Annotated in this window: 23 protein-coding genes and 1 pseudogene; 8 read left to right on the forward strand and 16 right to left on the reverse strand. The window is 37.7% G+C overall.

Annotation, left to right across the window (positions count from 1 at the left end; genetic code table 11):
- Nucleotides 1-40: 40 nt before the first annotated feature.
- From A6754_RS11775 to A6754_RS11785, 3 genes are all read left to right on the forward strand, one after another.
- Nucleotides 41-982 (forward strand): ATP-binding protein, encoded by a 942-nt coding sequence (locus A6754_RS11775; protein WP_066445553.1) that lies wholly within the window; start codon nt 41-43, stop codon nt 980-982.
- 20 nt (nt 983-1,002) lie between these two features.
- Nucleotides 1,003-1,245 carry a hypothetical protein gene (locus A6754_RS11780; protein WP_180320216.1) on the forward strand — a complete coding sequence of 81 codons (243 nt, stop codon included), beginning with the start codon at nt 1,003-1,005 and terminating at the stop codon, nt 1,243-1,245.
- 517 nt (nt 1,246-1,762) lie between these two features.
- A complete protein-coding gene (locus A6754_RS11785) occupies nt 1,763-2,908 on the forward strand; it encodes a CapA family protein (protein WP_066445559.1) in 1,146 nt (381 codons plus the stop codon).
- A 202-nt stretch (nt 2,909-3,110) separates the two neighbouring features.
- Here A6754_RS11785 and A6754_RS11790 read toward each other — a convergent pair whose 3' ends face one another.
- From A6754_RS11790 to brnQ, 3 genes are all read right to left on the reverse strand, one after another.
- Nucleotides 3,111-3,614 (reverse strand): hypothetical protein, encoded by a 504-nt coding sequence (locus A6754_RS11790; protein WP_066445560.1) that lies wholly within the window; start codon nt 3,612-3,614, stop codon nt 3,111-3,113.
- On the reverse strand, nt 3,611-4,084 hold the full coding sequence (locus A6754_RS11795) for a hypothetical protein (RefSeq protein ID WP_066445561.1): 474 nt from the start codon (nt 4,082-4,084) through the stop codon (nt 3,611-3,613). The genes A6754_RS11790 and A6754_RS11795 overlap by 4 nt, the downstream gene beginning before the upstream one ends.
- A 151-nt stretch (nt 4,085-4,235) precedes the next feature.
- Nucleotides 4,236-5,585, reverse strand: a complete 1,350-nt coding sequence (gene brnQ / locus A6754_RS11800; protein WP_066445569.1) for a branched-chain amino acid transport system II carrier protein — start codon at nt 5,583-5,585, stop codon at nt 4,236-4,238.
- Nucleotides 5,586-5,881: 296 nt separating this feature from the next.
- Here brnQ and A6754_RS11805 point away from each other — a divergent pair, with 296 nt between their 5' ends.
- Together A6754_RS11805 and A6754_RS11810 are read left to right on the forward strand one after the other, a co-directional pair.
- Complete coding sequence (locus A6754_RS11805; protein WP_066445573.1) at nt 5,882-6,544, forward strand: GntR family transcriptional regulator; 663 nt, start codon at nt 5,882-5,884, stop codon at nt 6,542-6,544.
- A gap of 60 nt (nt 6,545-6,604) precedes the next feature.
- Nucleotides 6,605-6,895 (forward strand): HesB/YadR/YfhF family protein, encoded by a 291-nt coding sequence (locus tag A6754_RS11810; RefSeq protein WP_066445576.1) that lies wholly within the window; start codon nt 6,605-6,607, stop codon nt 6,893-6,895.
- 21 nt (nt 6,896-6,916) lie between these two features.
- Here A6754_RS11810 and A6754_RS11815 read toward each other — a convergent pair whose 3' ends face one another.
- The 8 genes from A6754_RS11815 to acnA all read right to left on the reverse strand — a co-directional run bounded on the left by A6754_RS11815 (nt 6,917) and on the right by acnA (nt 14,341).
- Nucleotides 6,917-7,225, reverse strand: coding sequence for a hypothetical protein (locus A6754_RS11815; RefSeq protein ID WP_066445579.1), 309 nt, complete (start codon nt 7,223-7,225; stop codon nt 6,917-6,919).
- Nucleotides 7,226-7,236: 11 nt separating this feature from the next.
- Complete coding sequence (locus tag A6754_RS11820) at nt 7,237-7,671, reverse strand: acyl-CoA thioesterase (protein ID WP_066445581.1); 435 nt, start codon at nt 7,669-7,671, stop codon at nt 7,237-7,239.
- 1 nt (nt 7,672) lies between these two features.
- The gene (locus A6754_RS11825) at nt 7,673-9,976 is read right to left on the reverse strand and encodes an AAA family ATPase (RefSeq protein ID WP_066445583.1); all 2,304 of its coding nucleotides are present in this window, start codon (nt 9,974-9,976) and stop codon (nt 7,673-7,675) included.
- 121 nt (nt 9,977-10,097) lie between these two features.
- On the reverse strand, nt 10,098-10,322 hold the full coding sequence (gene tlp, locus A6754_RS11830; protein WP_066445585.1) for a small acid-soluble spore protein Tlp: 225 nt from the start codon (nt 10,320-10,322) through the stop codon (nt 10,098-10,100).
- 167 nt (nt 10,323-10,489) lie between these two features.
- Complete coding sequence (locus tag A6754_RS11835; protein ID WP_066445588.1) at nt 10,490-10,633, reverse strand: acid-soluble spore protein N; 144 nt, start codon at nt 10,631-10,633, stop codon at nt 10,490-10,492.
- Nucleotides 10,634-10,696: 63 nt separating this feature from the next.
- Entirely contained in the window at nt 10,697-10,828 is a 132-nt protein-coding gene (locus A6754_RS11840; protein ID WP_066445591.1) for an FbpB family small basic protein, read from the reverse strand.
- Nucleotides 10,829-11,016: 188 nt separating this feature from the next.
- On the reverse strand, nt 11,017-11,526 hold the full coding sequence (locus tag A6754_RS11845; protein ID WP_066445593.1) for a peroxiredoxin family protein: 510 nt from the start codon (nt 11,524-11,526) through the stop codon (nt 11,017-11,019).
- Nucleotides 11,527-11,632: 106 nt separating this feature from the next.
- Nucleotides 11,633-14,341, reverse strand: coding sequence for an aconitate hydratase AcnA (gene acnA, locus A6754_RS11850; RefSeq protein WP_066445597.1), 2,709 nt, complete (start codon nt 14,339-14,341; stop codon nt 11,633-11,635).
- A gap of 347 nt (nt 14,342-14,688) precedes the next feature.
- Between acnA and sspO the strand changes: the two genes are divergently transcribed.
- A complete protein-coding gene (gene sspO, locus A6754_RS11855) occupies nt 14,689-14,838 on the forward strand; it encodes a small acid-soluble spore protein SspO (RefSeq protein WP_066445599.1) in 150 nt (49 codons plus the stop codon).
- A 92-nt stretch (nt 14,839-14,930) separates the two neighbouring features.
- Here the strand turns inward: sspO and A6754_RS11860 are convergent, their stop codons facing one another.
- Entirely contained in the window at nt 14,931-15,191 is a 261-nt protein-coding gene (locus A6754_RS11860) for a hypothetical protein (RefSeq protein ID WP_066445601.1), read from the reverse strand.
- 108 nt (nt 15,192-15,299) lie between these two features.
- Between A6754_RS11860 and A6754_RS11865 the strand changes: the two genes are divergently transcribed.
- Nucleotides 15,300-15,443, forward strand: a complete 144-nt coding sequence (locus A6754_RS11865; RefSeq protein ID WP_066445609.1) for a small acid-soluble spore protein P — start codon at nt 15,300-15,302, stop codon at nt 15,441-15,443.
- 67 nt (nt 15,444-15,510) lie between these two features.
- Here A6754_RS11865 and selA read toward each other — a convergent pair whose 3' ends face one another.
- Nucleotides 15,511-16,914, reverse strand: coding sequence for an L-seryl-tRNA(Sec) selenium transferase (selA, locus tag A6754_RS11870; RefSeq protein WP_066445612.1), 1,404 nt, complete (start codon nt 16,912-16,914; stop codon nt 15,511-15,513).
- Nucleotides 16,915-17,004: 90 nt separating this feature from the next.
- On the opposite strand from selA, the gene A6754_RS11875 reads away from it, so the two are divergent.
- Nucleotides 17,005-17,388: an Hsp20/alpha crystallin family protein gene (locus tag A6754_RS11875; RefSeq protein WP_066445614.1), complete on the forward strand. Its 384-nt coding sequence runs from the start codon at nt 17,005-17,007 to the stop codon at nt 17,386-17,388.
- Between the two features lie 155 nt (nt 17,389-17,543).
- Here the strand turns inward: A6754_RS11875 and A6754_RS22980 are convergent.
- The 3 genes and pseudogenes from A6754_RS22980 to A6754_RS11885 form a co-directional block, all read right to left on the reverse strand.
- Nucleotides 17,544-17,726, reverse strand: a pseudogene (locus A6754_RS22980) (Rdx family protein); the annotation flags it as partial.
- A gap of 152 nt (nt 17,727-17,878) precedes the next feature.
- Nucleotides 17,879-18,889 (reverse strand): DUF3231 family protein, encoded by a 1,011-nt coding sequence (locus tag A6754_RS11880; protein WP_066445617.1) that lies wholly within the window; start codon nt 18,887-18,889, stop codon nt 17,879-17,881.
- 365 nt (nt 18,890-19,254) lie between these two features.
- Nucleotides 19,255-20,958: a methyl-accepting chemotaxis protein gene (locus A6754_RS11885; protein WP_066445625.1), complete on the reverse strand. Its 1,704-nt coding sequence runs from the start codon at nt 20,956-20,958 to the stop codon at nt 19,255-19,257.
- Between the last annotated feature and the right edge of the window lie 155 nt (nt 20,959-21,113).

A 21,113-nucleotide genomic window follows, 5' to 3' on the forward strand; every position in this document is an offset into this window, starting at 1 on the left:
CTAGTAAGTTTGCAAAATAAGTGTGTTAGGATGGTTTGTTATGATGGATAAAATGTATAAACAGCTCCCTTTTCCCTATTTTAAAATTGACGAGAGATTTATGATCATTTCTTCTTCCTTGTCATATGAAAATATTTCTTTTTACGACTTACTCGTCCCCCATTTAAAATACACCTTTAGTCAGCTGATCGGCGAGAGAGAAAAAATAACATTGGATTTAGATCTCAACAATCAGATTCGTTCCTACATTGTTTACATTGTACGGACAGAACAAAAACAGCTCCATTTATTTTGTTTTCCTAACGAGCACCAGGATGTACAGATAAATAAAATTGCAGCATCTATGGCTCATGAGATAAGAAATCCTCTGACTGCAGTAAAGGGCTTTCTGCAGCTCGTCCGTCCGCAATTAATTGAATCTGGGAAAGAAACATATGCAGATGTGGCGATTAGAGAAATCAATCGGGCAAATGATCTCATTTCTGAATTTCTGCATACCGGTAAGCCCGTTGCCCGCGAGAAAAAAGCAGTTGTTTTAAATGAGATCGCAGAGGAAATTTATCTCCTGTTTGAAAACAAAGCTCAACTTCAGAATGTAAGCACGCAGCTGGCTACCATTGGTGAAGAAGTAGCTGTGTATGGCAATGAACAGCAGCTCAAACAGGTTTTGCTTAATATATGCAATAATGCCCTGGAAGCCATGGATAAAAAGAAAGGACTTATTTCAATTTCGATTGGAGCAGATGAAAGAAACGCTAGAATGGTTATAAAGGATAATGGGGCAGGAATGTCTGCAGAAACGGTAAAAATGCTGTTCTCTTTATACTATTCAACAAAAACTACTGGTACGGGACTGGGACTGTCAATATCGAAAGAAATCATCGAACGTCATAATGGCCATCTAACATTCAATTCTATAGAAGGAGAAGGGACAGCGGTCACTATTGAACTTCCACTGCTGAATAAGATTTCAGCAAATTGACACATCTGCAAGGTCCATAAGTGTTAATATTACTTATAATAATAAGTAAAAAAGAACGAGTTGGTGATTTGATGATGAAATTCGAAAAGGAAACCGTAAATAATTACCTCTTTTCAGCTGCAGTTGATGAACGATCGCCACGGGAAGAATTTATGGTGGATATTGCGCAATATTCTAAAGACTTAAATTCAGCTACCCACGCCTATAGGGTCAATAGCTTTGATGATCTTATATACTTTTTTGAAAACGTAGACCTTTCTTAAGTGTAATTGATTAGAACATCAAAATCAGATTGAGATACTCTTTTATATAATTTTTTACTCGTAAATAAAGCCAAGAATGCTGAGAGAACAGCATCCTTGGCTTTTCGCAGTTGGAACATTATACATGAAGAATTTTAAAAGACTTTCTTCCTAAAGGGTCTGTTACATAGTCAAGCTTTGTTTGCTGAAAATACACAGCATCATCTTCATGAATTAATAAGGTAATCCCTTCTGCTGCAATACTAATATCTTTCGATAAAGGCTGCTCCTCCAGAGACAGCTTAAGCTCAGGTCCCCCTCAGCCAATGCCCATTGAGAGACGGACATAAAGTTTGTCAGAAGGATCTTTTTCCATCTCATCTGCAATAATACTTTGAAGTATTGTGCTAGCAGGTTCTGTTAGCTTGATCATGATTTTTCCTCCTTTTTATAGTTATTTATAACTAATTTTTAAAGCAGAACTAGCGAAAATATATTATAGTAAGAGTAAAAAGTCATACTTATTTAGGAGTATACGATGTATAAAGGAATTATATTTATAGCCATAACACTTGGTGTTCTTTCCGTTATTATCTTTTATAACATGTATGAAAGTGATGAAGCAAAGAATATAGATTTTCAATCGGTCTCTTTTCATTCTACCGATAAAGAAATAGAACTTGAATTAAAGATGGTTGAAAGGCGGACAACAATTGCCGGAATTGGTGATATTCTCATTCATGACCGGGTTTATGAACTAGCGCAAACAGCCGGCGGTTATGATTTTACCCCTATGTTTCAGGAGGTTAAACCATTGCTGCAAACGCCTGAACTTCTTATCGCTAATCAGGAGACAATCCTTGGCGGCGAGGAAATTGGAATCTCCAGCTACCCATCTTTCAACAGTCCCCAGCAAGTAGGAGACGCTTTAGTAGAAGCTGGCATTGACCTTGTTTCAACAGCAAATAACCATAGTTTAGACAAAAATGAAAAAGGGCTATTGGCCTCCCTTTCATATATGGACGAAATTGGTCTTTCCCACACAGGTACTTCTCGCAGCCAGGCTGAACGTGAGAAGGTAACCACTTTAGAATCGAATGGAATTCGATTTGCTTTTTTATCTTACACGTATGGTACGAATGGTATTCCGATCCCAGAGGGAAAAGAGTTTTTGGTCAATTTAATTAATCGGGAGCAAATGAAAAAAGATATTCAGAAGGCTAAGCAGGAAGCAGATGTTATTATTATGAGTGTTCATTGGGGAAATGAGTATGAACGTTTTCCAACTGTCGAACAAAAAGAATTAGGATCTTATTTAATAGATTCCGGGGCCGACCTTATATTTGGGCATCATCCTCATGTTTTGCAGCCAATGGAATGGCATACAACTGAAGATGGCCGTAAAGGGTTAATTGTATACTCGTTAGGAAACTTTTTTAGCGGTCAAATAGATGATTACAAGGATATAGGCGGAATGACTGCAGTTGATGTCAAAATGACGATTCAAGATGGAAGCAGAAAAATATCATTAATGAACCCGCAATTTTATCCAACATATGTAACAAGTGAGCCTTCGCATATGTACCATGTTGTACCGCTTCTCGAAGCAGGACAGTTTGGTTTAAAGCAATATAAAGCTGTTCACAAAGAAATGATGGCTCATATGATGTCCGCTCTTCAATAACAAGGAAATTATGCAAATGTTCATTTCAGCTTTCATTCATTTGGAATGAAAAGCTTTTGAGTTTCTTGCCTATTTAAAAATTGAGCACTCTTAAAGTTCCCAATTTTTTGCATAGATCTGTCAATATGCTATTAATCACGAATGGGTATATTCCTTTTTACACGCTAAACATATAAAGGTTACTTATGTACAGACACACAACTTAAGATGGCTGGTTTATTATTGCTTCTTTTTTTCTCAGATTTTCATAATAGATGCCTGAAACAGTTTGGATTGCCAAAAAGATGATAAATGAATATGAAAGTTTATAGCCGTTTTGCAGTGTCAGGATTCCAAGCTTCATAAAAAGCCATTGAAAAACAACTCCAACCAGAGACCAGCCGACTACGTAAAATATAAATGATTTATTATTAATCTTAAACCTTTCATAGAAATAAAAATATAAATAGCCAAAAGGACCGTAAAGACAAAAATATAAAAGATCAAATAATTCATATCGATTTGAATCATTGGTTTTATAATAATCAAGCAGTCCTCCGCCAATGGTGAAATCAAAGATCATTCCTACTGTTATTCCCCATACAAAACTTAATAAAAGAACAGCTGAAGTAAAGATTCGCGGAAATAGAAACACAATGATATATGCTGCAATAAGAAAGATCAGCAAAAATATTTCATTTTTATCGAAGTGATCCCATAGAATCATTGACTGCTCACCTCTCTCGACTCCGTTTTATGTACCATTTTACATACAAAAAATCCGATCAAATTGAGCATAAGAAAATAAAGCATATCAAAAGAAAAATACCAATTTATATACTCAGTCACCTTAAAATAGATGCCGCCAAATGCTAATATAGATAAAATAAAGATTGAACTGGCAAAGACGATGATATAATGGCTAAATGATTGAACACCTTGTAAAATATTCATGGCAATCGTAACAATGAAAGGAACCGCTATACTCCGGTTTATCATAAATGCCACATTATTGAAAGGATCTGTTGAAACTTTAATGAGTTTTAATTCTTGATAGATTACCCAAGACCAATTGACACTGATGATTAGAATTACAAGCACTATAAAAGAATTTTGTATAAAGGAAAGTCGTTTATGCATGAGCACAAAAACAGCAACTGCCAGCCATGATACTAAAAAATACAGAGCCAGAACCATTCTGATCACCTTTTCGTTTTTTATTATTATGGCAAGAACTGGCTAAAACATGCTGTCTGCAGTAAAGAAATTCCTTGTAAATTTACTGAATCAGTTCTATAACGATAAAAAAAGGCCAAATCTTTTATGATTTGACCTTTTTTATTCATATTTATGCGCTTTTCTTCATGTTCACATCTGCAGATCCGCCAGTCTTTATGATTGAAATCATATAACCAAGCAGCCCTCCAATAATGGCCGGTATCAGCCACCCAAGTCCCACAGAATATAGAGGCAAATAATCCGTAAACAGATTATCAATGAAACTTACTTTGATTTCAGCAGCAGCTAACCCATCAAATAAGCTAACAATAAATGTTAATAAGATACTGAATTGGTAAACTTCTTTTCTGCCTTGAAATAGGCTGTGTGTAAAAGTAAGAATCATTAAGCAAATCGCTAATGGATAAATCGCTACTAGAACTGGTACAGAGAATGCAATCAGTTCATTTAAACCGAAGTTTGCTAAAATGGTGCTGAAAGCTGAAAAGATAATAACAAAAGTATTGTAAGAAAGAGATGGCAGCAATTTATTGAAATAAGCTGCACATGATGTAATTAAACCAATACTTGTTGTAAGACATGCTCCCAATACGATCAGACTAAGCAGAATACCTCCGAATGATCCGAAGTAGTGATTGGAAGTATTCGTTAATACCTCTCCGCCATTAGCCAACAGACCAAAATTTTCAACACTTGATGCCCCTATTAGGCCTAAAGAAGTGTAAATAATGGCTAGAAGTCCAGCTGCAATAAGACCTGCTTTTAAAATAGCTTTTGTGATATCCTTCTTGCCCGTTACTCCCTTTGAACGAATCGCTTCAATAACAATGATGCCGAAAACAAATGAAGCAAGAGCATCCATCGTTAAATAGCCTTCCTGGAACCCTTTGAAGAATGAATCACTTAAATAGTTTTCAGTTGGTGCCTGAAATGCACCCATAGGGTTGATTAGTGCTGTAACAATCAGAATACCGATAAATACCAATAAAATCGGTGTTAAAAATTTCCCAACTATATCAACAATTTTTGATGACTTCATTGAAAAGAATGCTGTTATTCCAAAAAAGATAATCGTAAAGATTACAAGAGAAAGAGTTTGATAGTCACCAGCAATGAAAGGCTTAATACCAATTTCATATGATACAGTGCCTGTACGCGGGATTGCGAACAATGGACCGATTGATAAATATAGGGCTACTGTAAAGATTAAACCAAAAATAGGATGTACTCTGCTTGCTAATGATTGCAAGTCGTCTTTCCCGGAGATCCCTAAGGCGATAACACCAAGTAAAGGCAATCCTACGCCTGTTACAACAAATCCGGCGTTCGCCCACCAAATATTAGTTCCTGCTGATTGTCCAAGCATAGCAGGGAAAATTAAATTTCCGGCACCAAAAAATAGTGCGAATAGCATAAATCCAACTGCGATAATAAAAGAGAATGATAGCTTTTGATTCATGTTTGCTCCTCCTGGAAGTTTCTTTTTAGTTTTTATAGTTTATAATTTTCAGTCTTTTGTACATACACTGGCGGTATCAACCACTTTACCGCGTCGAAGTATGTAATATATTGCATAACATACGATAACATACTCCTTTCACTTTTTGCAATATACTATTTTAAAAAAGTAAGTTCTGTATGCAATATATTGAATTTCACTCAAATTTCCCTTATAATCTCAGTATATTTCTATATTCATAGTGATAATAAAACAACTTTCTCTTATATTTTGAATAATAAAGGTGGTTCTTATAAATGCCTGTACCCGTAGATTATTCATCACCTGTCAGAATGACAGCAAAGAATCGTGCGTTTTTGCAGCTGCAAGAATGGATCATAGATGGCACCTTACAGCCAAAGGAGAAATTAAATGATGCAGAGTTAGCTCAAGCACTTGGTGTAAGCAGAACACCGGTAAGAGAAGCACTGCAGCTTTTAAATGTTCAAGGCTTTGTTCAAATGTATCCAGGTGTAGGAACACAAGTGACATCTGTGAAGAAAAGTGACATAACTAAAATATTGCCGCCGCTTGCATCCCTGCAAGGGTTAGCAGCAGAATATGCTGCACAGCAAATGAGCAGCGACACCTTATCAGAATTAAAAGAGTTAAATGAAAAATTTTCCCGCTATATTAAAGAAGGAGATTTTTATAACGCATTAAAAACAGATGAACAATTTCATCATCTCATTATCCATAGTGCGGAAAACCCCTACCTGACTAATAGCATATCGAATTTGCAAGGACATGTTTTTCGCCTATATTTTCACCAGTCCATTATTATGACAGCTCAATCTGTTCAGGAGCATGAAGACATTATTGACGCGATCGAAAGCAAAGATATTACTAAAGCAGGCTATATCGCGAGACAAAACTGGCTGCGCGCCATAGATGAATTTTATGCTGAACATGGTGTATGATGAAGTAGGAAGAATTTTTTCATTTAGGCATTCGTTCATGAAATAGTAGGAGGAGATCTAATGAATATCCAAGTTAGTGATACGGCAGCACAATGGTACATCAAGGAGATGGATCTCTCAAAAGGAGATTACGTGCGCTTTTTTGCCCGCTATGGCGGCTGCAGTACTGTACAGCAGGGTTTTTCGCTTGGCATTTCAAATGAAGAACCTTATAATACAGGGGCTTCTATTGAGAAAGATGGAATTACTTATTTTATTGAAGAAAAAGATCTTTGGTATTTTGATCAGCATGATCTGAAAGTTGATTATGATGAAGGTGCGGATGAGCCAATTTATCAATATTCTGCATAAAAAAAATCCGTCTGATGGAGGTCAGACGGATTTTTTTTTGTCCCAAATATGTTCAAACAATCCTTCTTTTTCAAGAATTTCTTTTTGTTTGTTCCCCAGTAAATCAAAATGAGGATAACCATCTTTCCGGTTGTGAATCCATTCAGCTTGTAAGCCGTGCTCTTTCCCCCAAGCTATAAGCTTATCAAGATCCCCACAGCCTACCTTCGTGACCGTTGTACAGCCAGGAAAGCGGTCATCAATCCAATAATGAGTTAAAAAGGCGATTTCCCCTTGGTTAATCTTTTCCTTCCATTGCTGCAGGTCACTGCGTTTAATTCCAAAAGCCATGATAATCGCCTCTAGTCTACAAAGGATTCCGGTTTTTTAGCCTTTTCATATGCATCATGCCAATCGGGAAATTTTCTTCTTATTGAAATAGGGCGAAAACTATCCTTTTGTACACAAACATGCTTTGAATAGGCGGTAATCGCCAGTTCCTGTTCTTCTGTGTAAATTTCATAACCATAGGTTGTACGAAGACCATCGTAATCTTCAATCCAGGTTTTCACTGTTGCCGACTGTCCATAGCGAAGCGGTTTTTTGTAGCTGATTTGAACGTCAGTTACAGGAGAAAGCACGCCTTCTTCCTCCATATGCGCATAGTTAAACCCTAAGTCTTTAACGATCTGGGTCCTGGCCACTTCCATCCAAACAAGATAATTTGCATGATAAACTACTCCCATTTGGTCGGTTTCAGCATACCGAACCTCTATTTCTTTCGTAGAAATCAACATCTTATTCCCCTCTTTCAAAGCTTTGCAGCGCGTATTCAAAATCTTCTTTTGTTAAATAAGGAGAGATGTCCATAACACTCTCGTCTTCGTTTAATAGCCGTAATGCCTGAGCTTGAATAGCTTCATCAGCTAAATTAGATGCAAATCTGCCGTTCCCGCTAATATCAGCACCAGGCAATGACTGTGACAAGAACTCCTGGGCGTCTTCTGTCAGCTGATATTCATATTTTTCAATATAAAAACGCAGAATATTGATTAATTGCTGTGGAGTATAGTCCTGAAAATGATAAAACTTCTTGAAACGGGACATCAGGCCAGGGTTGCTATTTAAAAGCTTTTCCATTTCTTTTGGATATCCAGCTAAAATCACAACTAGGTTTTCATTATGCTTAGTCATTTCATCAACAAGGGTATCAATGACCTCTTTGCCAAAGTCACCTGATGTTACTGATAAAAGCGAATATGCTTCATCAATGAATAAAACGCCTCCAAGCGCTTCCCTAATCAGTTTTTTTGTTTTAATGGCAGTTTGTCCAACGTAGCCGGCAACAAAATCAGCTCTGCTTGCAACAATAAGATGCCCTCTTTTTAGAATGCCGCATTCTTTTAACAGCTCAGAATATAGCTTAGCTACTGTTGTCTTTCCAGTACCCGGATTTCCGGTAAAGACTGAATGCAGCTGTATCGGCAATGATGGCATGCCCTTTTCCCTGCGCTTCTGCTGCATTTTTACATAAGAAATCAGCTTTGTGACTTCATCTTTTACTTGTTCAAGGCCAATGAGCTGCTGTAATTGTTTAAGCGGTTTTTCGCGTTTACTGCTTTTATTTATTTGGAAGTCTTCTTTTTCGAGCAAAGAAAAGGAGAGGACATGATTATGTTTTTCGTCCTGTGAACCTTTTTTGAAGATAGCATCCAATACAATGTTATAGACGGTTCTGGCGTTTCCAAATGTATCATCGACTCGTTCATTGTCAATTCTCTTTAGCAGCTCCGTTTTTGCTTGTTCAGTCAAAATATAATCATTCTCCGCAGCCATTTTTTCAGCGATTTTAAGTAACTCTTCATTTGTATAATCTGGCAGAGGAATCTGATTGGACTGAGGAAATCGGCTGCGCAATCCAGGATTAGAGTCAATGAATTGCCTCATTTCCTCTGGATATCCGGCTAAAATAACAGCAAATCTTCCCCCATATTCAGATCCTGTCATTAAAGAAACTAAAGTATCGATGGCGGTTTGTCCATAATCATTGCCTGTTTGACCTTCTCGCTTCAAGCTATAAGCTTCGTCGATAAACAGCACTCCGCCTAATGCCTTTTCTACCATTGCCCGTACATTTTCCTCTGTCTGACCAACATATGAACCAACGAGTGACGTACGATCCGCTTCAACCACTTCTTTGCGCGGCAATACCCCTAGGTCATAATAAATTTTGGCCAGTAAACGTGCCAGCGTTGTTTTTCCTGTTCCCGGGTTACCTGTTAAGACCATATTTAAACTTAGTTCGTCCTTTGTTTGAAGACCAAGTTTTTTACGTTCATTTTGATACTTTAGAAAACGGTAATAATCATTAATTCTCTTCTTTACAGAGTTCATGCCAATCATATTGTGCAGCTCATCAAGGGGTTTTTTCTCAGGTACAGGCACTTTATATGAGCCGAATATTTGGTTCCATTCCTGCTTAAGCCTCTCAAGATTTTCTAAGTGTTTTTTCATATCTGCGTAATATGTGGAAGTATGAAACACACCAGAAATCGATTGTTCATATTCTTCGCTGGCTTTTAAAAGGCCTGCTGTCTCAACAATCGTCTCTTCTAAGATTGCGATGAGCTGTCCATAAATTCCAGGCTGATTTTCTTCCTGAAATTGCTCTGCAGCTAATTTATTTTTCTGCATTTGTTCCATTTCTTCTTCAGCCGCATGTAAAAAGCTTCGGGAAATTTCAATAAATTGCTCTGCTGTTTTCTTTTTGGCAGCTCGATTATCCGTTTCTCTTAACGGAGGATACTTAAGCAGCTCCAAAAAATCTTTTTTACTTTCCCACTCATACTGTGCTAAGTATTGAGCTGCCTTACTGTTGCTGCTATCAAGACTTAATGCTTTCTGCATCCATGCATGAACCAATGTGCTTTGTTTATTATGATGTGCTCTTGACATAGCAGCCATTGTTAACAGGATGGATATCTGTTTGGCATCCTCCTGTTCATCCAGAAGGGATATTTCTTGTAAAAGGGCTAATTCGTTTTCAATAAAACCTTTCTCTTTAAGCTCCTCATCCCATATGTTTAATTGTTTATTATCCATTTATAATCACTTCTTTTTTTAGATTCCAACGTTCATCATACCATAATTAGACTTATTTCGTTAAGGAAACTGCATATGTATAAAGAAGCCTGATCTTTAGGATCAGGCTGTATGAAAGCTATTACTTGTTATGTTTTGCTTCATCTTTTACTTCTGCACGAAATGCTTCTAAGCTATTGCGGCGACGTTCGTTTTTAGCTGCAATATTTGCACGCTCGTCCTCATTTGCAAATTCCATCGCATGTTCAGCTTCTTCCATATTTTCAATGGTATGAACAATCATGGACTGAAGCTTTTCAACATTATCACTGCGGTCATCTGGGTTAGATTTACGGTTAAATGCCATTCAAATTACCTCCCTGAAGTTAGATCGCTTTCAATAAGTAGTGTGTGAAGGAACTGTGAGAAATAATGAAGGAAATGAGTGGATGGAAGCAACAAACTTCTTTGGTATTAATAATTGGATACATAAAAGCCGGCCATTTCGATAAATTGGCCGGCTAGTTTCAATTATTATTCACCTTTTGTCTGGATGACTTGAGGATGCTGACCGGATTGATCCTGCATCTGCTTCCCTTTATTGCCACCTGCAGAATGGCTTTGTGTTCCAGTATGACTTGGTCTGAAACCTTGTGAATGCTTTTTTGGATTGCCCATTGTTTATCCCCCCTCATTTACAGTATGTACATTAGAGGAGAAGGTATGAAAGGCAAATCCTGCTTATTCAGCTTTATTTAAACGTTTTTGTTCTAGCTTAGCTTCTATTTTCTCCATAGCGGCTTGATCTTTAAGTAATTGTCGCTTATTTTCAGAAACCAATTCTGCAAAAGAGCGCTTACGTGGTTTTCGCATAAGGTTCACCTTCCTTTAAACATATTGTAACAGTTATTATGTCCTGAAACCGCTTTAATTATTACAACTTTTCGAAAATTTAAAAGAGAAATGAAATATTTACAAAAATATTGGCATCTTATAAAAAAATTAACTTGCTTTTTATGATTAAAGGGAAACTCCTTTTTAGGTGTTTCCCTTGTGTTAAATTACAGATCTCTGCTATATTCCCGCATGATTTCAATTGGCATGGCACTTAGGTATTTATGGCGAACGATCCCCTTTTTATCGATGAAAAAGGTTGTTGGGATGGTCAAAATTTGATAATCATTATTGACTTGGTCCTTTTCGTCGAGAAGAATTGGGAAGGTAACGCCCATTTTATCTACATAGGCCTTTACATTATAGCGAGCGTCAATGTTGACGGCTAGGATGACGACATCTTCTCCCACTTCACCATGAAACTTTTCCATTGCAGGTATCTCTGCTTTACATGGCGGGCACCATGTTGCCCAAAAATTGAGCATGATTTTTTTTCCTTTATAATCTGAAAGCTTTACTATATTTCCATTTAAGTCTTTAAGAGAAAAATCTGGTGCTGCAGTGCCAATTTTTAGGCCAGGCAGCCGATCTTCTGGTGGAGATTCATTTTGTGCAGAGGCTTGACCAGATATGAAAACGAAGAAACCAAAAAGCAAAAATAGAGTTTTTTTCAGCATGGTGTTTCCCTTCTTTCTAGAATTTATTTGTGCTTTGCACCTATTCTTTCCAAAAAAAAGAGAAAAACACCATGTGATTTTTCACATGGTGTTTAGCATAATTCTATTAGTTAGCAAGCTTTTCACGAAGAACCATTTGCAGAATACCGCCGTGACGGTAGTAATCGATCTCAACTTCAGAATCAAAGCGAACAAGTGCTTCAAACGTTAATTTGTTGCCATCTTCGTCCGTTGCAGTGACTTGAACGAAATCACGAGGACGAACACTTTCGTCGATTTGTACTGAAATTTCCTCTTTACCTGTTAATCCAAGTGATTCAGCGCTATCTCCAGCTTTGAATTGAAGCGGAAGCACACCCATCAGCACTAGGTTAGAACGGTGGATACGCTCATAACTTTCAGCAATTACCGTCTTGATGCCAAGAAGGTTTGTACCTTTTGCTGCCCAGTCACGGGAAGATCCCATTCCGTAATCTTTTCCAGCTAAAACAACAAGGCCAGTTCCATCTTCTTTGTATTTCATACATGCATCATATATTGAAGTTACTTCACCAGTTGGCCAGTAAGTAGTGAATCCGCCTTCTGTGCCTGGTGCAATTTGGTTGCGGATACGGATATTTGCAAATGTACCGCGCATCATGACTTCATGGTTACCTCGACGAGACCCATAAGAGTTAAAGTCGCGAGGCTCAACGCCATTTTCGCGCAAGTATTTTCCTGCTGGTGTATCTTTGCCGATTGCCCCTGCAGGTGAAATGTGGTCAGTTGTTACTGAGTCACCAAATTTACCTACAACGCGTAAACCACTTAGTGGTTTTACTTCATCAGCGTTAGGTGTTAATCCTTCAAAGAACGGAGGATTTTGGATATACGTTGATGTTTCATCAAAGCTGTATAATGGCTCATTGCTCGTTTTAATTTCGTTCCAGCGAGCATTATCATCAAATACATGCTCATATTCTTTGCGGAACAATTCAGGTGTAACGGTACGCTTAACAACTTCATTAATTTCTTCAGTTGTTGGCCAGATATCTTTGAAGAAGATATCTTTTCCGTCTTTGCCTTTTCCTAAAGAATCGTTTTGAAGATCAATATCCACAGAACCAGCAAGTGCATAAGCAACAACTAATGGCGGTGAAGCTAAGTAGTTTGCTTTAACAAGCGGGTGAATACGTCCTTCAAAGTTACGGTTTCCAGATAATACTGAAGTCACAAGCATATCATTATCCGCAATTGATTTCTCAATTTCTTCACGTAATGGCCCGGAGTTACCGATACATGTTGTACAGCCATATCCAACAAGGTTAAAACCAAGCTGCTCTAAATATGGAAGCAAGCCTGAATCATGAAGATAACCTGTAACAACCTTTGAACCAGGTGCTAAAGAAGTTTTTACGTATTTTGGTACCTCTAATCCAAGTTCAACTGCTTTTTTCGCAACTAAACCTGCACCAACTAATACGTAAGGGTTAGATGTATTTGTACAGCTTGTAATCGCAGCGATTGCCACAGCACCAGTTTTCATTACGGTTGAATCGCCGTTATGGAATTCAACTTTTACTTCTTTATTAATTTCTTTTTTATCCAAGCCGAAGCCTTGGTTCCCTTGTGGAGCTGTGATCGCTTTATTAAATTCTTCTTTCATAACTGAAAGCGGAATTAAATCCTGCGGACGCTTAGGACCAGACAGGTTTGCTTCGATTGCAGTTAAATCAATTTCAACAACGTCTGTATAAACAGGCTCTAATGCCGGGTCGAAGAATAAACCGTTTTCTCTACAGTATTTTTCAACGATTTTAATTTGATCTTCTGAACGGCCTGTTAAACGCATATAATCGAGTGATTCTGCATCAATTGGGAAGAATCCGCAAGTTGCGCCATATTCAGGTGCCATATTGGCAATTGTCGCACGGTCTGCAAGCGGCAGTGCCGGTACTCCAGGTCCAAAGAACTCAACAAACTTGCCGACAACGCCAAAGCTTCTTAGTACTTGTGTTACTTTTAAAGCAAGGTCTGTTGCTGTAGCACCATTTGGAAGTTCTCCTGTTAATTTTACACCAACTACTTCAGGTACAGGGAAGTAAGATGGCTGCCCTAGCATACCTGCTTCTGCTTCAATTCCGCCAACACCCCAGCCTAAAACACCGATTCCGTTGATCATTGTTGTATGTGAGTCAGTACCAACTAATGTATCCGGGAATGTTTCAAAATCGCCTTCTGTTGTTTTAAGTGCATGAACAACATTCGCTAAGAATTCCAAGTTTACTTGGTGAACAATTCCAGTTGCAGGCGGTACTGCACGGTAGTTATCGAATGCTTTTTGTGCCCAGCTTAAGAACTGGTAACGCTCTGCATTTCGTTCAAATTCAAGCACCATGTTTGCTTCAAGTGAATCTGGTGTGCCGTACTTATCAACTTGAACAGAGTGGTCAATAACAAGATCAACCGGTTTTTCAGGATTGATTTTGTCAGGATCTCCACCCATATCTGCCATTGCTTTTCTTAATGAAGCTAAATCAACAACAGCCGGAACACCTGTAAAGTCTTGAAGAATAACACGAGACGGCTTAAATGGCACATCTACTTCACGTACTTCTGCAGTTCCCCATTTTGCTAAGTTTTCAACATGCTCTTTTGTAATAACACGTCCGTCATACTGACGAAGGACAGACTCTAATAGCACCTTTACAGAATAAGGCAGTTTAGATACTTTTCCTATGCCAGCCTCTTCAAGTGCGCCCAAATGATAATAATGGTAACGCTTCCCGTCAATGTCAAAAGATTTGCGGGCATTAAAAACATCGTTCTTAGCCATACGATTTCCCCCTCGATTCGAACTCGTATTCATCATATAACAATTATTAGGTAATTGTCGAAAAGTTTGAATTTTGAACCATCCCTACTTTTCTCACAATTCTTATATTAATACAACCCTATATATAAGTAAATAACAAGAAAGTTATTGTTTTTGATAAGTTTTACTTATGATAAAGCGTATTATCAATTCAGAATTTGATTCAAAGCTTTAATTGATAGTGTTTTTCAATTAGATACTATTCGTTGTTCAATATTCTTTATTATTTCGGCATATTATTTAAGCTGGTATTTTCTTGCAACATAAAACGACAAAAATTACATAAAATGAAGATGGAGGTGATGATTGTGGCAAAAAGAAAATCGAATCATCTGATACCTGGAATGAACGCGGCAAAAGGCCAAGGCATGGGAGTTGGCTATAACGAAGAATTTGCTAATGAACCATTGACAGAGAAACAGAAGCAAAACAATAAGAAGCGTAAGAAAAACCAATAGCGTAAAACAAAAAGGACAAATTGCTGTCCTTTTTGTTTTGAGGCAAAATAAAAAAGAAAGAGACAGCTTTATATCGGCTGCCTCATTCTCTATTATTCAATCTCATTTACTTCAGTTACCATCGATGTCAGATCCTGCTGGAATCTTTCCAGCTGTTCCCTCTGACCATCAGAAGCAACTTCAAGTGCGTTTTGAATTTGCTCGTATGCTTCATTTACTTCCTGTTTAAGATGTTTGAGCTGATGACCATATGCTGAAGAATCGCGTACGATCTCATAATATAATTCTTGGGCATCCTCGAGACCTTGCTGTGCAGCCTGAAATGCCTGTTGTTTATCTTTATGATATGGCATGATATTTCCTCCTTATTTGATTTGTAACATTAAATTGCGCAGTCCTCCTCGAAAATATTCCGCATAATTTTCTTTGTGTTTTCCATCCTATAAGTAGGAGGGATGGTAATGAATAAAAATGACGGCAAGGATATGCGAAAAAATGCACCTAAAGGAGATCAGCACGGCCAGCCTGAGCCATTAAGAGGATCTAAAAAGGTGAAAAACCGCAATCATTCCAGACAAAAGCACAATTCACATCATGATATGTAAAAAACCATAAATACAAAAGCGATGTCATTTTCGACATCGCTTTTCCTATTGTATGATTAATTCCCTGTTATTGAATGACTTTTAAGGCTTGCAGGATCATCTGCTCTTCTTCATCGGTAACTGTTCGAAGATCGATTTGCAGCTCTTCGTGTTTAATGCGAGTGACAATGGCAGGTTTTTCGTTCCGGAGTGCTTTTGCAAGCTGAATGGCTGACTTGGTTTGATGCTGTATGGCTATACAGCAGGATGGCAAATCAACGTCAGGCATCGTTCCTCCCCCAACATACGCGATGCTCTCAAAGATCTCAGCTTTATATACAGAAGTTAAAGCAGCGAGCTTATCCTTGAAGCGAAGCGCGCGATCATGCTGAAGATTTAATGGAACCAGCAAATCACGCAGGACAGGAATCTTATTTAGCTCCTCTCCCCCTTTTGCATAATGCATTAATGTGCCTTCAAGTGCAGCTAATGTCATCTTATCTACTCTTAGCACACGCGCTAGCTGATGCCTTTTCAGCTTTTGAATGAGCTCCTTTTTCCCTGCAATAATACCCGCCTGCGGCCCGCCAAGCAGTTTATCACCGCTAAAAGATACAAGATGGACGCCTTGTGCTAATACTTCCTTTACAGTAGGCTCATCTCCAATGCCTTTACTTCGGAAATCAAATAAAGCGCCGCTGCCAAGATCTTCATAAAACAAGATATTATTCTCTGAAGCTAAGTGAGCAAGCTCCTTTGTTCCAACAGTATTTGTGAAACCAATCACTTTAAAATTACTTGTATGTACTTTCATGATCATAGCTGTTTCTGAATGGATGGCATTCTCGTAATCAGCTAAATGTGTTTTATTTGTGGTCCCTACCTCAATCAGTTTTGCTCCACTCTCTTCCATTATGGATGAGACACGAAAGGAGCCGCCAATTTCGACTAGCTGTCCTCTCGACACAATCACTTCGCTATCTTGAGCAAGTGCCTTAAGGATTAAATAAACTGCAGCTGCATTGTTATTCACAACCATAGCTGCTTCGGCACCTGTAATCGTTCTAATTAAGGTTTCAGCATGCACGTGCCGCGAGCCTCTTTCACCATTAAACAAATCATACTCAAGGTTTGAATAGGACTGAGCTGTTTCAACGACATGCTTCATTGCGTTCTCACTCATTCTTGCTCTTCCCAAATTTGTATGGAGGATGGTGCCTGTGGCATTTATCGCTTTTTTTAATGTATATTGAAACTCCGTTTGAATGGCTTCCTCTACACGCTGAAAAATCTCATCATAAAACAAGGCATTACCAGGTGCAGCACCATACCATTCACCTTGCAGCAAGAGACGGCGTATTTCAGTTATAACGGATTTCAGCCGGTTTGAAGCATATACTGTATCGACACTATATTTTTCTGTTATCTCTAAAAAACAATGATGTTTTAATAATTCATGAATGGGCGGAATATTCTTTAATACTTCTTTCACCGCGGTCCCCTCCAATCTGTGGCAACTTTAGTATATCATTTTTCACACATAGGCATGAGCTGAATATATTATCGTTGAGGAGGTTTCATGATGAATGGCCATAATGAACATAAAAAGGATGATATGTCGGAGGTAGAAAAGTGGATGGAACAATTTTTCCTTGATCCGCTGACATCTTATATGGATCAACTTACATTTCGCATCGATTTATATGAAACCCATACACATATTATTGTTGAGGCTCTATTGCCGGATGTGGAGCCGGAAGATATAGACATTGTATTAGAGGATCATATTATTACAATAGCTGCGAAAAAGAAAAATAAAGATTCTTGCAGCCGGACGATCGAATTGCCTTTTCGAGTGGCAGACAAAAGAGTCCATGCCCAGTTTGCTAACGGTATTCTTGAGGTGTGGATTGACAAGAATCTGAGCGGCAATGGGAAAAAGAGATATATTATTATAAGTGAGTAAGTCTTTTTCCAAACTCTAGTTAACATAATAATTTTATTGTATTTTAAACACTGTAAGACATTTAATAAATGATCTTCTCCTTTAATAACTAAATTAATAAAAAACCTTTCTTTATTTTAGCAAAAGAGCTTCATAAAGAAAGGTTAACCTAGCATTTATGCTTCTATTAGATCAATAATCTGCTGTGATTTTGGAAAAACACCTGTTTCCTTTTTCGAGTAAATATTCTCATTATTCAATGTCACTTCAAATACACCACCTGAGCTAGGAATTAACTCAAGGCTAGTGATGTTTCCACGAAAATGTGTAAAAAGATCTTCCGCGAGACCCGCGGCTTTTGGTGCGTAGTTTCACATCATGCAAAATTCAATTTTAACTGTATGCTTCATGTTTAAATCCTCCTTAATACTGTGAAAATTCACTAAACGTTCACAATTAAGATTGTAGTACAACTTAAAGCTTTTGGCAATGTGATTGAATGAATACAATGTTATACCTCGCCTTTATCTCTGACCAATTTTTCTCGGTCAATGGTTCCAGGAGGCTGTTCAAGCCAATTATTTTTAATCATAATGTCGGCTCCTTGTTTTGCATACCTGGCAATTTCAAATGACAATCGCTCATAGTTGATGGCCAAATCACTGCGCTGACTGGCTGCAGCTGCTGTCGCATAATTGCCTGTTCCCGCAGCACTTAACAATGACATGTGAAACATCACTAATTGATCTGAAAAGATCTGTGTTGTTGTCTTTGTTACACATTCGTCGGGAGATGTAGGAGCTGAAATATTATTGTCTAATAAAGTACGGGTAAAGACAGCCATTTGTTTTTCTGAAATCTGTTTCCCCCGCAGCAAAAAATCCTGCACTTCAGTACGAGGTGATGTCTGTCCGAATGCCAAGCATAATTTTACGCCAATTGAATTGGTTTGAATGTTTAGAAATAAATGAGATATTTCAATGGCATTTAATGGCCGTTTCTTAGAAAAAGGGTTAAGACCGCTTAAATACTGGCTCGAATCTACATAATCTGTTTCAGATGGTAGTGGAATATAAGGAGCTCTGACATATAATCCATTTTTTATCATTACTTTTAAGGTTGATTCATATAAGTTTCTTGTTTCTAGCAGTGCTTTTGAATAATATTCAACAATGTCTTCTCTTGCACTCATAGCAAGCATGCCGCTATAGCCTAACATGCCTGCTTTGGCCATGTGATTAATATATGTAACACAAAAAGCATCAGAAAAAAGCCGTGGTGCGTTTAAATTTACGTCTTTCTCAGTAAAGCCTGTTGGTTTAGCGTAATTTTCCTTTTCGAATAAACGGGTCAGTTTTTCAATATGTATGGATGCAATGTCTAATGCAGATTCTATTGTCTTCTTTATTTCCTGATCTTCTGCATATCTCAACATATGTGACAGGATACAGCAAGACATACTGTCGTTTTGATAGGAAGTCCACAGAATGCCAACTTCTGAAGCCATTAATGGTTGTTTCATACATCATCCTCCCTTTTATTAGTATTGACGATGCTGAAAGGTTTATCCAAAATTACGTTAAATCAGGTAAGACAGATATGAATTTTGTGTATGTATGTGTGATTTGATTTTTAAATATAAAGTCTAGAACTTTGGGACGAAATAACACTTACCTTCAAAATATAAGCAGAAAACACCCTCGTATTATGGGTAAAACTCTGAAACAAACGATTTAAATGGAAATATTCCAATTATTCTTCGTGCATAATCAAAATGAATGCAAACCAAAAAAGATGCAAAGAGACTTATAGACCTCTGCATCTTCTTATCCCGCTTCTTGAATAAAATTTTAATTCAGAAAAGAGCTCCTTCAAAAGACAGTAATATTATAGTTTAAAGTGATTCAATTCATTCGCAAGTTCTTCAGCCAGCTTGTTTAACGCCGCGGCAGATGCACTGATTTCTTGCATCACAGCAAGCTGCTGTTCAGACGAAGCAGCTATGTGGCCGGTATGATTTGATGTTTGATTTGCTAGAGATGCCAGGGATTCCATAGTCTCATTTACTTCTTCTGCTGAAGCAGCCATCTCCTCTGCTGAGAATGTAACTTCTGCCATTCGATCTGAAACCATTCCAATTGATTTTAGAATTTCAGCAAAAGATAATCCTGTTTCATTTATAATTTTTGTGCCGGATTCTACTTCTTGTTTTCCTTGAAACATCGATTGAACAGCTTCGTTTGTGTCATCTTGTATTTGAGTAATTAGTTCTGCGATTTGGTAAGCTGATTTACTTGATTGTTCAGCTAACTTACGCACCTCGTCAGCTACAACTGCAAATCCTTTTCCATTTTCCCCTGCTCTGGCAGCCTCGATTGCTGCATTCAAGGCGAGAAGATTGGTTTGTTCTGATATTTCTCTCATGACATTGATAATGTGTCCGATTTGACTTGATCTCTGTCCGAGCAACTCCACTTGGTTAGTTCCTGAAGCTACAGCTGTTTCAATTGAATTCATTTGAGATATGGCATTTTCAACTAATGTATGCCCATTCTGTACATGCTGGGCAGCCTTTTGTGATTCATTTGAGACTGCTGCAGATGGTTCTGCTACAAGCTGGACACCAGCAGATAATCGTGTCATCGCTTTTACTGATCCTTCTGCACTTACTGCTGAACTGTCCGCGCCAGCTGCTATATTTTGAAGTGAAACAGCAGCTTGTTCTGCACTCTTGACGGTTTCTTCAGCAGAACGATTGAATTTCTGCGATGAAGCAGCAACTTGTTTTGTGGTTTCCGAGACTTTCTCCAGCAATCTTTTTAAACTGGCTGACATTTTATTAATCGCCAGAAACAGACGTCCTATTTCATCCTTGGATCTAGTTTGCAATGGCCTGCCTGATAAATCTCCGTCTGCTATCTCTTCAAGTCTATGCACCACTGAAATGATCGGTCTTGTTATTTTCACAGAATTGGTAATGGCAATAATGGCTGAACCAATAATTGCGATGATCGAGATAATAATAATCATAATGGAGTTTCTTAAAGCCAGGTCATTAACTTGCGCTGTTTCTGTTTGTGTTGCAGCGTTCTGAACATCTACTACATTCACCCAGGAATTAATTGCATCTTCACTATATGGCAAGCAAAGCTCTTCCATTAAGCTAATGGCCCCTTCTAGATCTCCACTATCAAAAAGAGGAATTATCTCATCTGTCACAAGATCTTGCCACTTTTGTGTTTTCTCAAATGCTTCTGTAAATGCTGCGGCTAACGCTTCAGATGATTCTCTGTTTGTCAGCATAGCTTGAAGCTCAAGTGCTAATTCGATCGCTTTTTCTGACTCATTAAGAAATTTGTCTTTAAACTGGTTATCTCCAAAGAGAATATAATCTCTGGCAATCTTTGCCCTGTATGCTACACTAAATGACATTTCATTAACAGCTTCAACCATATTCATGTCGTTATTATTTATCTTTTTTAAACTAGTTGAAATAGAATTAATGGTTAAAAAACTAAATACAGCAATACAAGTCATGAGCAATACAATAACAGCAAAACTGCCTAGCAGTTTAATCTTGATGCTCTTCATACAAATGTCCCCCAAGTTATTTTTATATGTATTAAACTCTCTTATGTATTAGCGATTATGTTTGTTTAATAACTAAATTAAATTATCATAACTAAGATTTTTTTACTAGTTAATAAATGTAAAATACATGTTAAGAATGTGCTTTTGCTTTTCAT

This window comes from Cytobacillus gottheilii (assembly GCF_001636345.1).
In the GTDB taxonomy this organism is placed as follows: Bacteria; Bacillota; Bacilli; order Bacillales; family Cytobacillaceae; genus Cytobacillus; species Cytobacillus gottheilii.

What these genes read in the sequence shown, in the direction of transcription:
- A6754_RS11775 (WP_066445553.1), top strand. Translation starts at nt 41, where the DNA reads ATGATGGATAAAATGTATAAACAGCTCCCTTTTCCCTATTTTAAAATT.
- A6754_RS11785 (WP_066445559.1), top strand. Translation starts at nt 1,763, where the DNA reads ATGTATAAAGGAATTATATTTATAGCCATAACACTTGGTGTTCTTTCC.
- A6754_RS11790 (WP_066445560.1), bottom strand. Translation starts at nt 3,614, where the DNA reads ATGATTCTATGGGATCACTTCGATAAAAATGAAATATTTTTGCTGATC.
- A6754_RS11795 (WP_066445561.1), bottom strand. Translation starts at nt 4,084, where the DNA reads ATGGTTCTGGCTCTGTATTTTTTAGTATCATGGCTGGCAGTTGCTGTT.
- brnQ (WP_066445569.1), bottom strand. Translation starts at nt 5,585, where the DNA reads ATGAATCAAAAGCTATCATTCTCTTTTATTATCGCAGTTGGATTTATG.
- A6754_RS11805 (WP_066445573.1), top strand. Translation starts at nt 5,882, where the DNA reads ATGCCTGTACCCGTAGATTATTCATCACCTGTCAGAATGACAGCAAAG.
- A6754_RS11810 (WP_066445576.1), top strand. Translation starts at nt 6,605, where the DNA reads ATGAATATCCAAGTTAGTGATACGGCAGCACAATGGTACATCAAGGAG.
- A6754_RS11815 (WP_066445579.1), bottom strand. Translation starts at nt 7,225, where the DNA reads ATGGCTTTTGGAATTAAACGCAGTGACCTGCAGCAATGGAAGGAAAAG.
- A6754_RS11820 (WP_066445581.1), bottom strand. Translation starts at nt 7,671, where the DNA reads ATGTTGATTTCTACGAAAGAAATAGAGGTTCGGTATGCTGAAACCGAC.
- A6754_RS11825 (WP_066445583.1), bottom strand. Translation starts at nt 9,976, where the DNA reads ATGGATAATAAACAATTAAACATATGGGATGAGGAGCTTAAAGAGAAA.
- tlp (WP_066445585.1), bottom strand. Translation starts at nt 10,322, where the DNA reads ATGGCATTTAACCGTAAATCTAACCCAGATGACCGCAGTGATAATGTT.
- A6754_RS11835 (WP_066445588.1), bottom strand. Translation starts at nt 10,633, where the DNA reads ATGGGCAATCCAAAAAAGCATTCACAAGGTTTCAGACCAAGTCATACT.
- A6754_RS11840 (WP_066445591.1), bottom strand. Translation starts at nt 10,828, where the DNA reads ATGCGAAAACCACGTAAGCGCTCTTTTGCAGAATTGGTTTCTGAAAAT.
- A6754_RS11845 (WP_066445593.1), bottom strand. Translation starts at nt 11,526, where the DNA reads ATGCTGAAAAAAACTCTATTTTTGCTTTTTGGTTTCTTCGTTTTCATA.
- acnA (WP_066445597.1), bottom strand. Translation starts at nt 14,341, where the DNA reads ATGGCTAAGAACGATGTTTTTAATGCCCGCAAATCTTTTGACATTGAC.
- A6754_RS11860 (WP_066445601.1), bottom strand. Translation starts at nt 15,191, where the DNA reads ATGCCATATCATAAAGATAAACAACAGGCATTTCAGGCTGCACAGCAA.
- A6754_RS11865 (WP_066445609.1), top strand. Translation starts at nt 15,300, where the DNA reads ATGAATAAAAATGACGGCAAGGATATGCGAAAAAATGCACCTAAAGGA.
- A6754_RS11875 (WP_066445614.1), top strand. Translation starts at nt 17,005, where the DNA reads ATGAATGGCCATAATGAACATAAAAAGGATGATATGTCGGAGGTAGAA.
- A6754_RS11880 (WP_066445617.1), bottom strand. Translation starts at nt 18,889, where the DNA reads ATGAAACAACCATTAATGGCTTCAGAAGTTGGCATTCTGTGGACTTCC.
- A6754_RS11885 (WP_066445625.1), bottom strand. Translation starts at nt 20,958, where the DNA reads ATGAAGAGCATCAAGATTAAACTGCTAGGCAGTTTTGCTGTTATTGTA.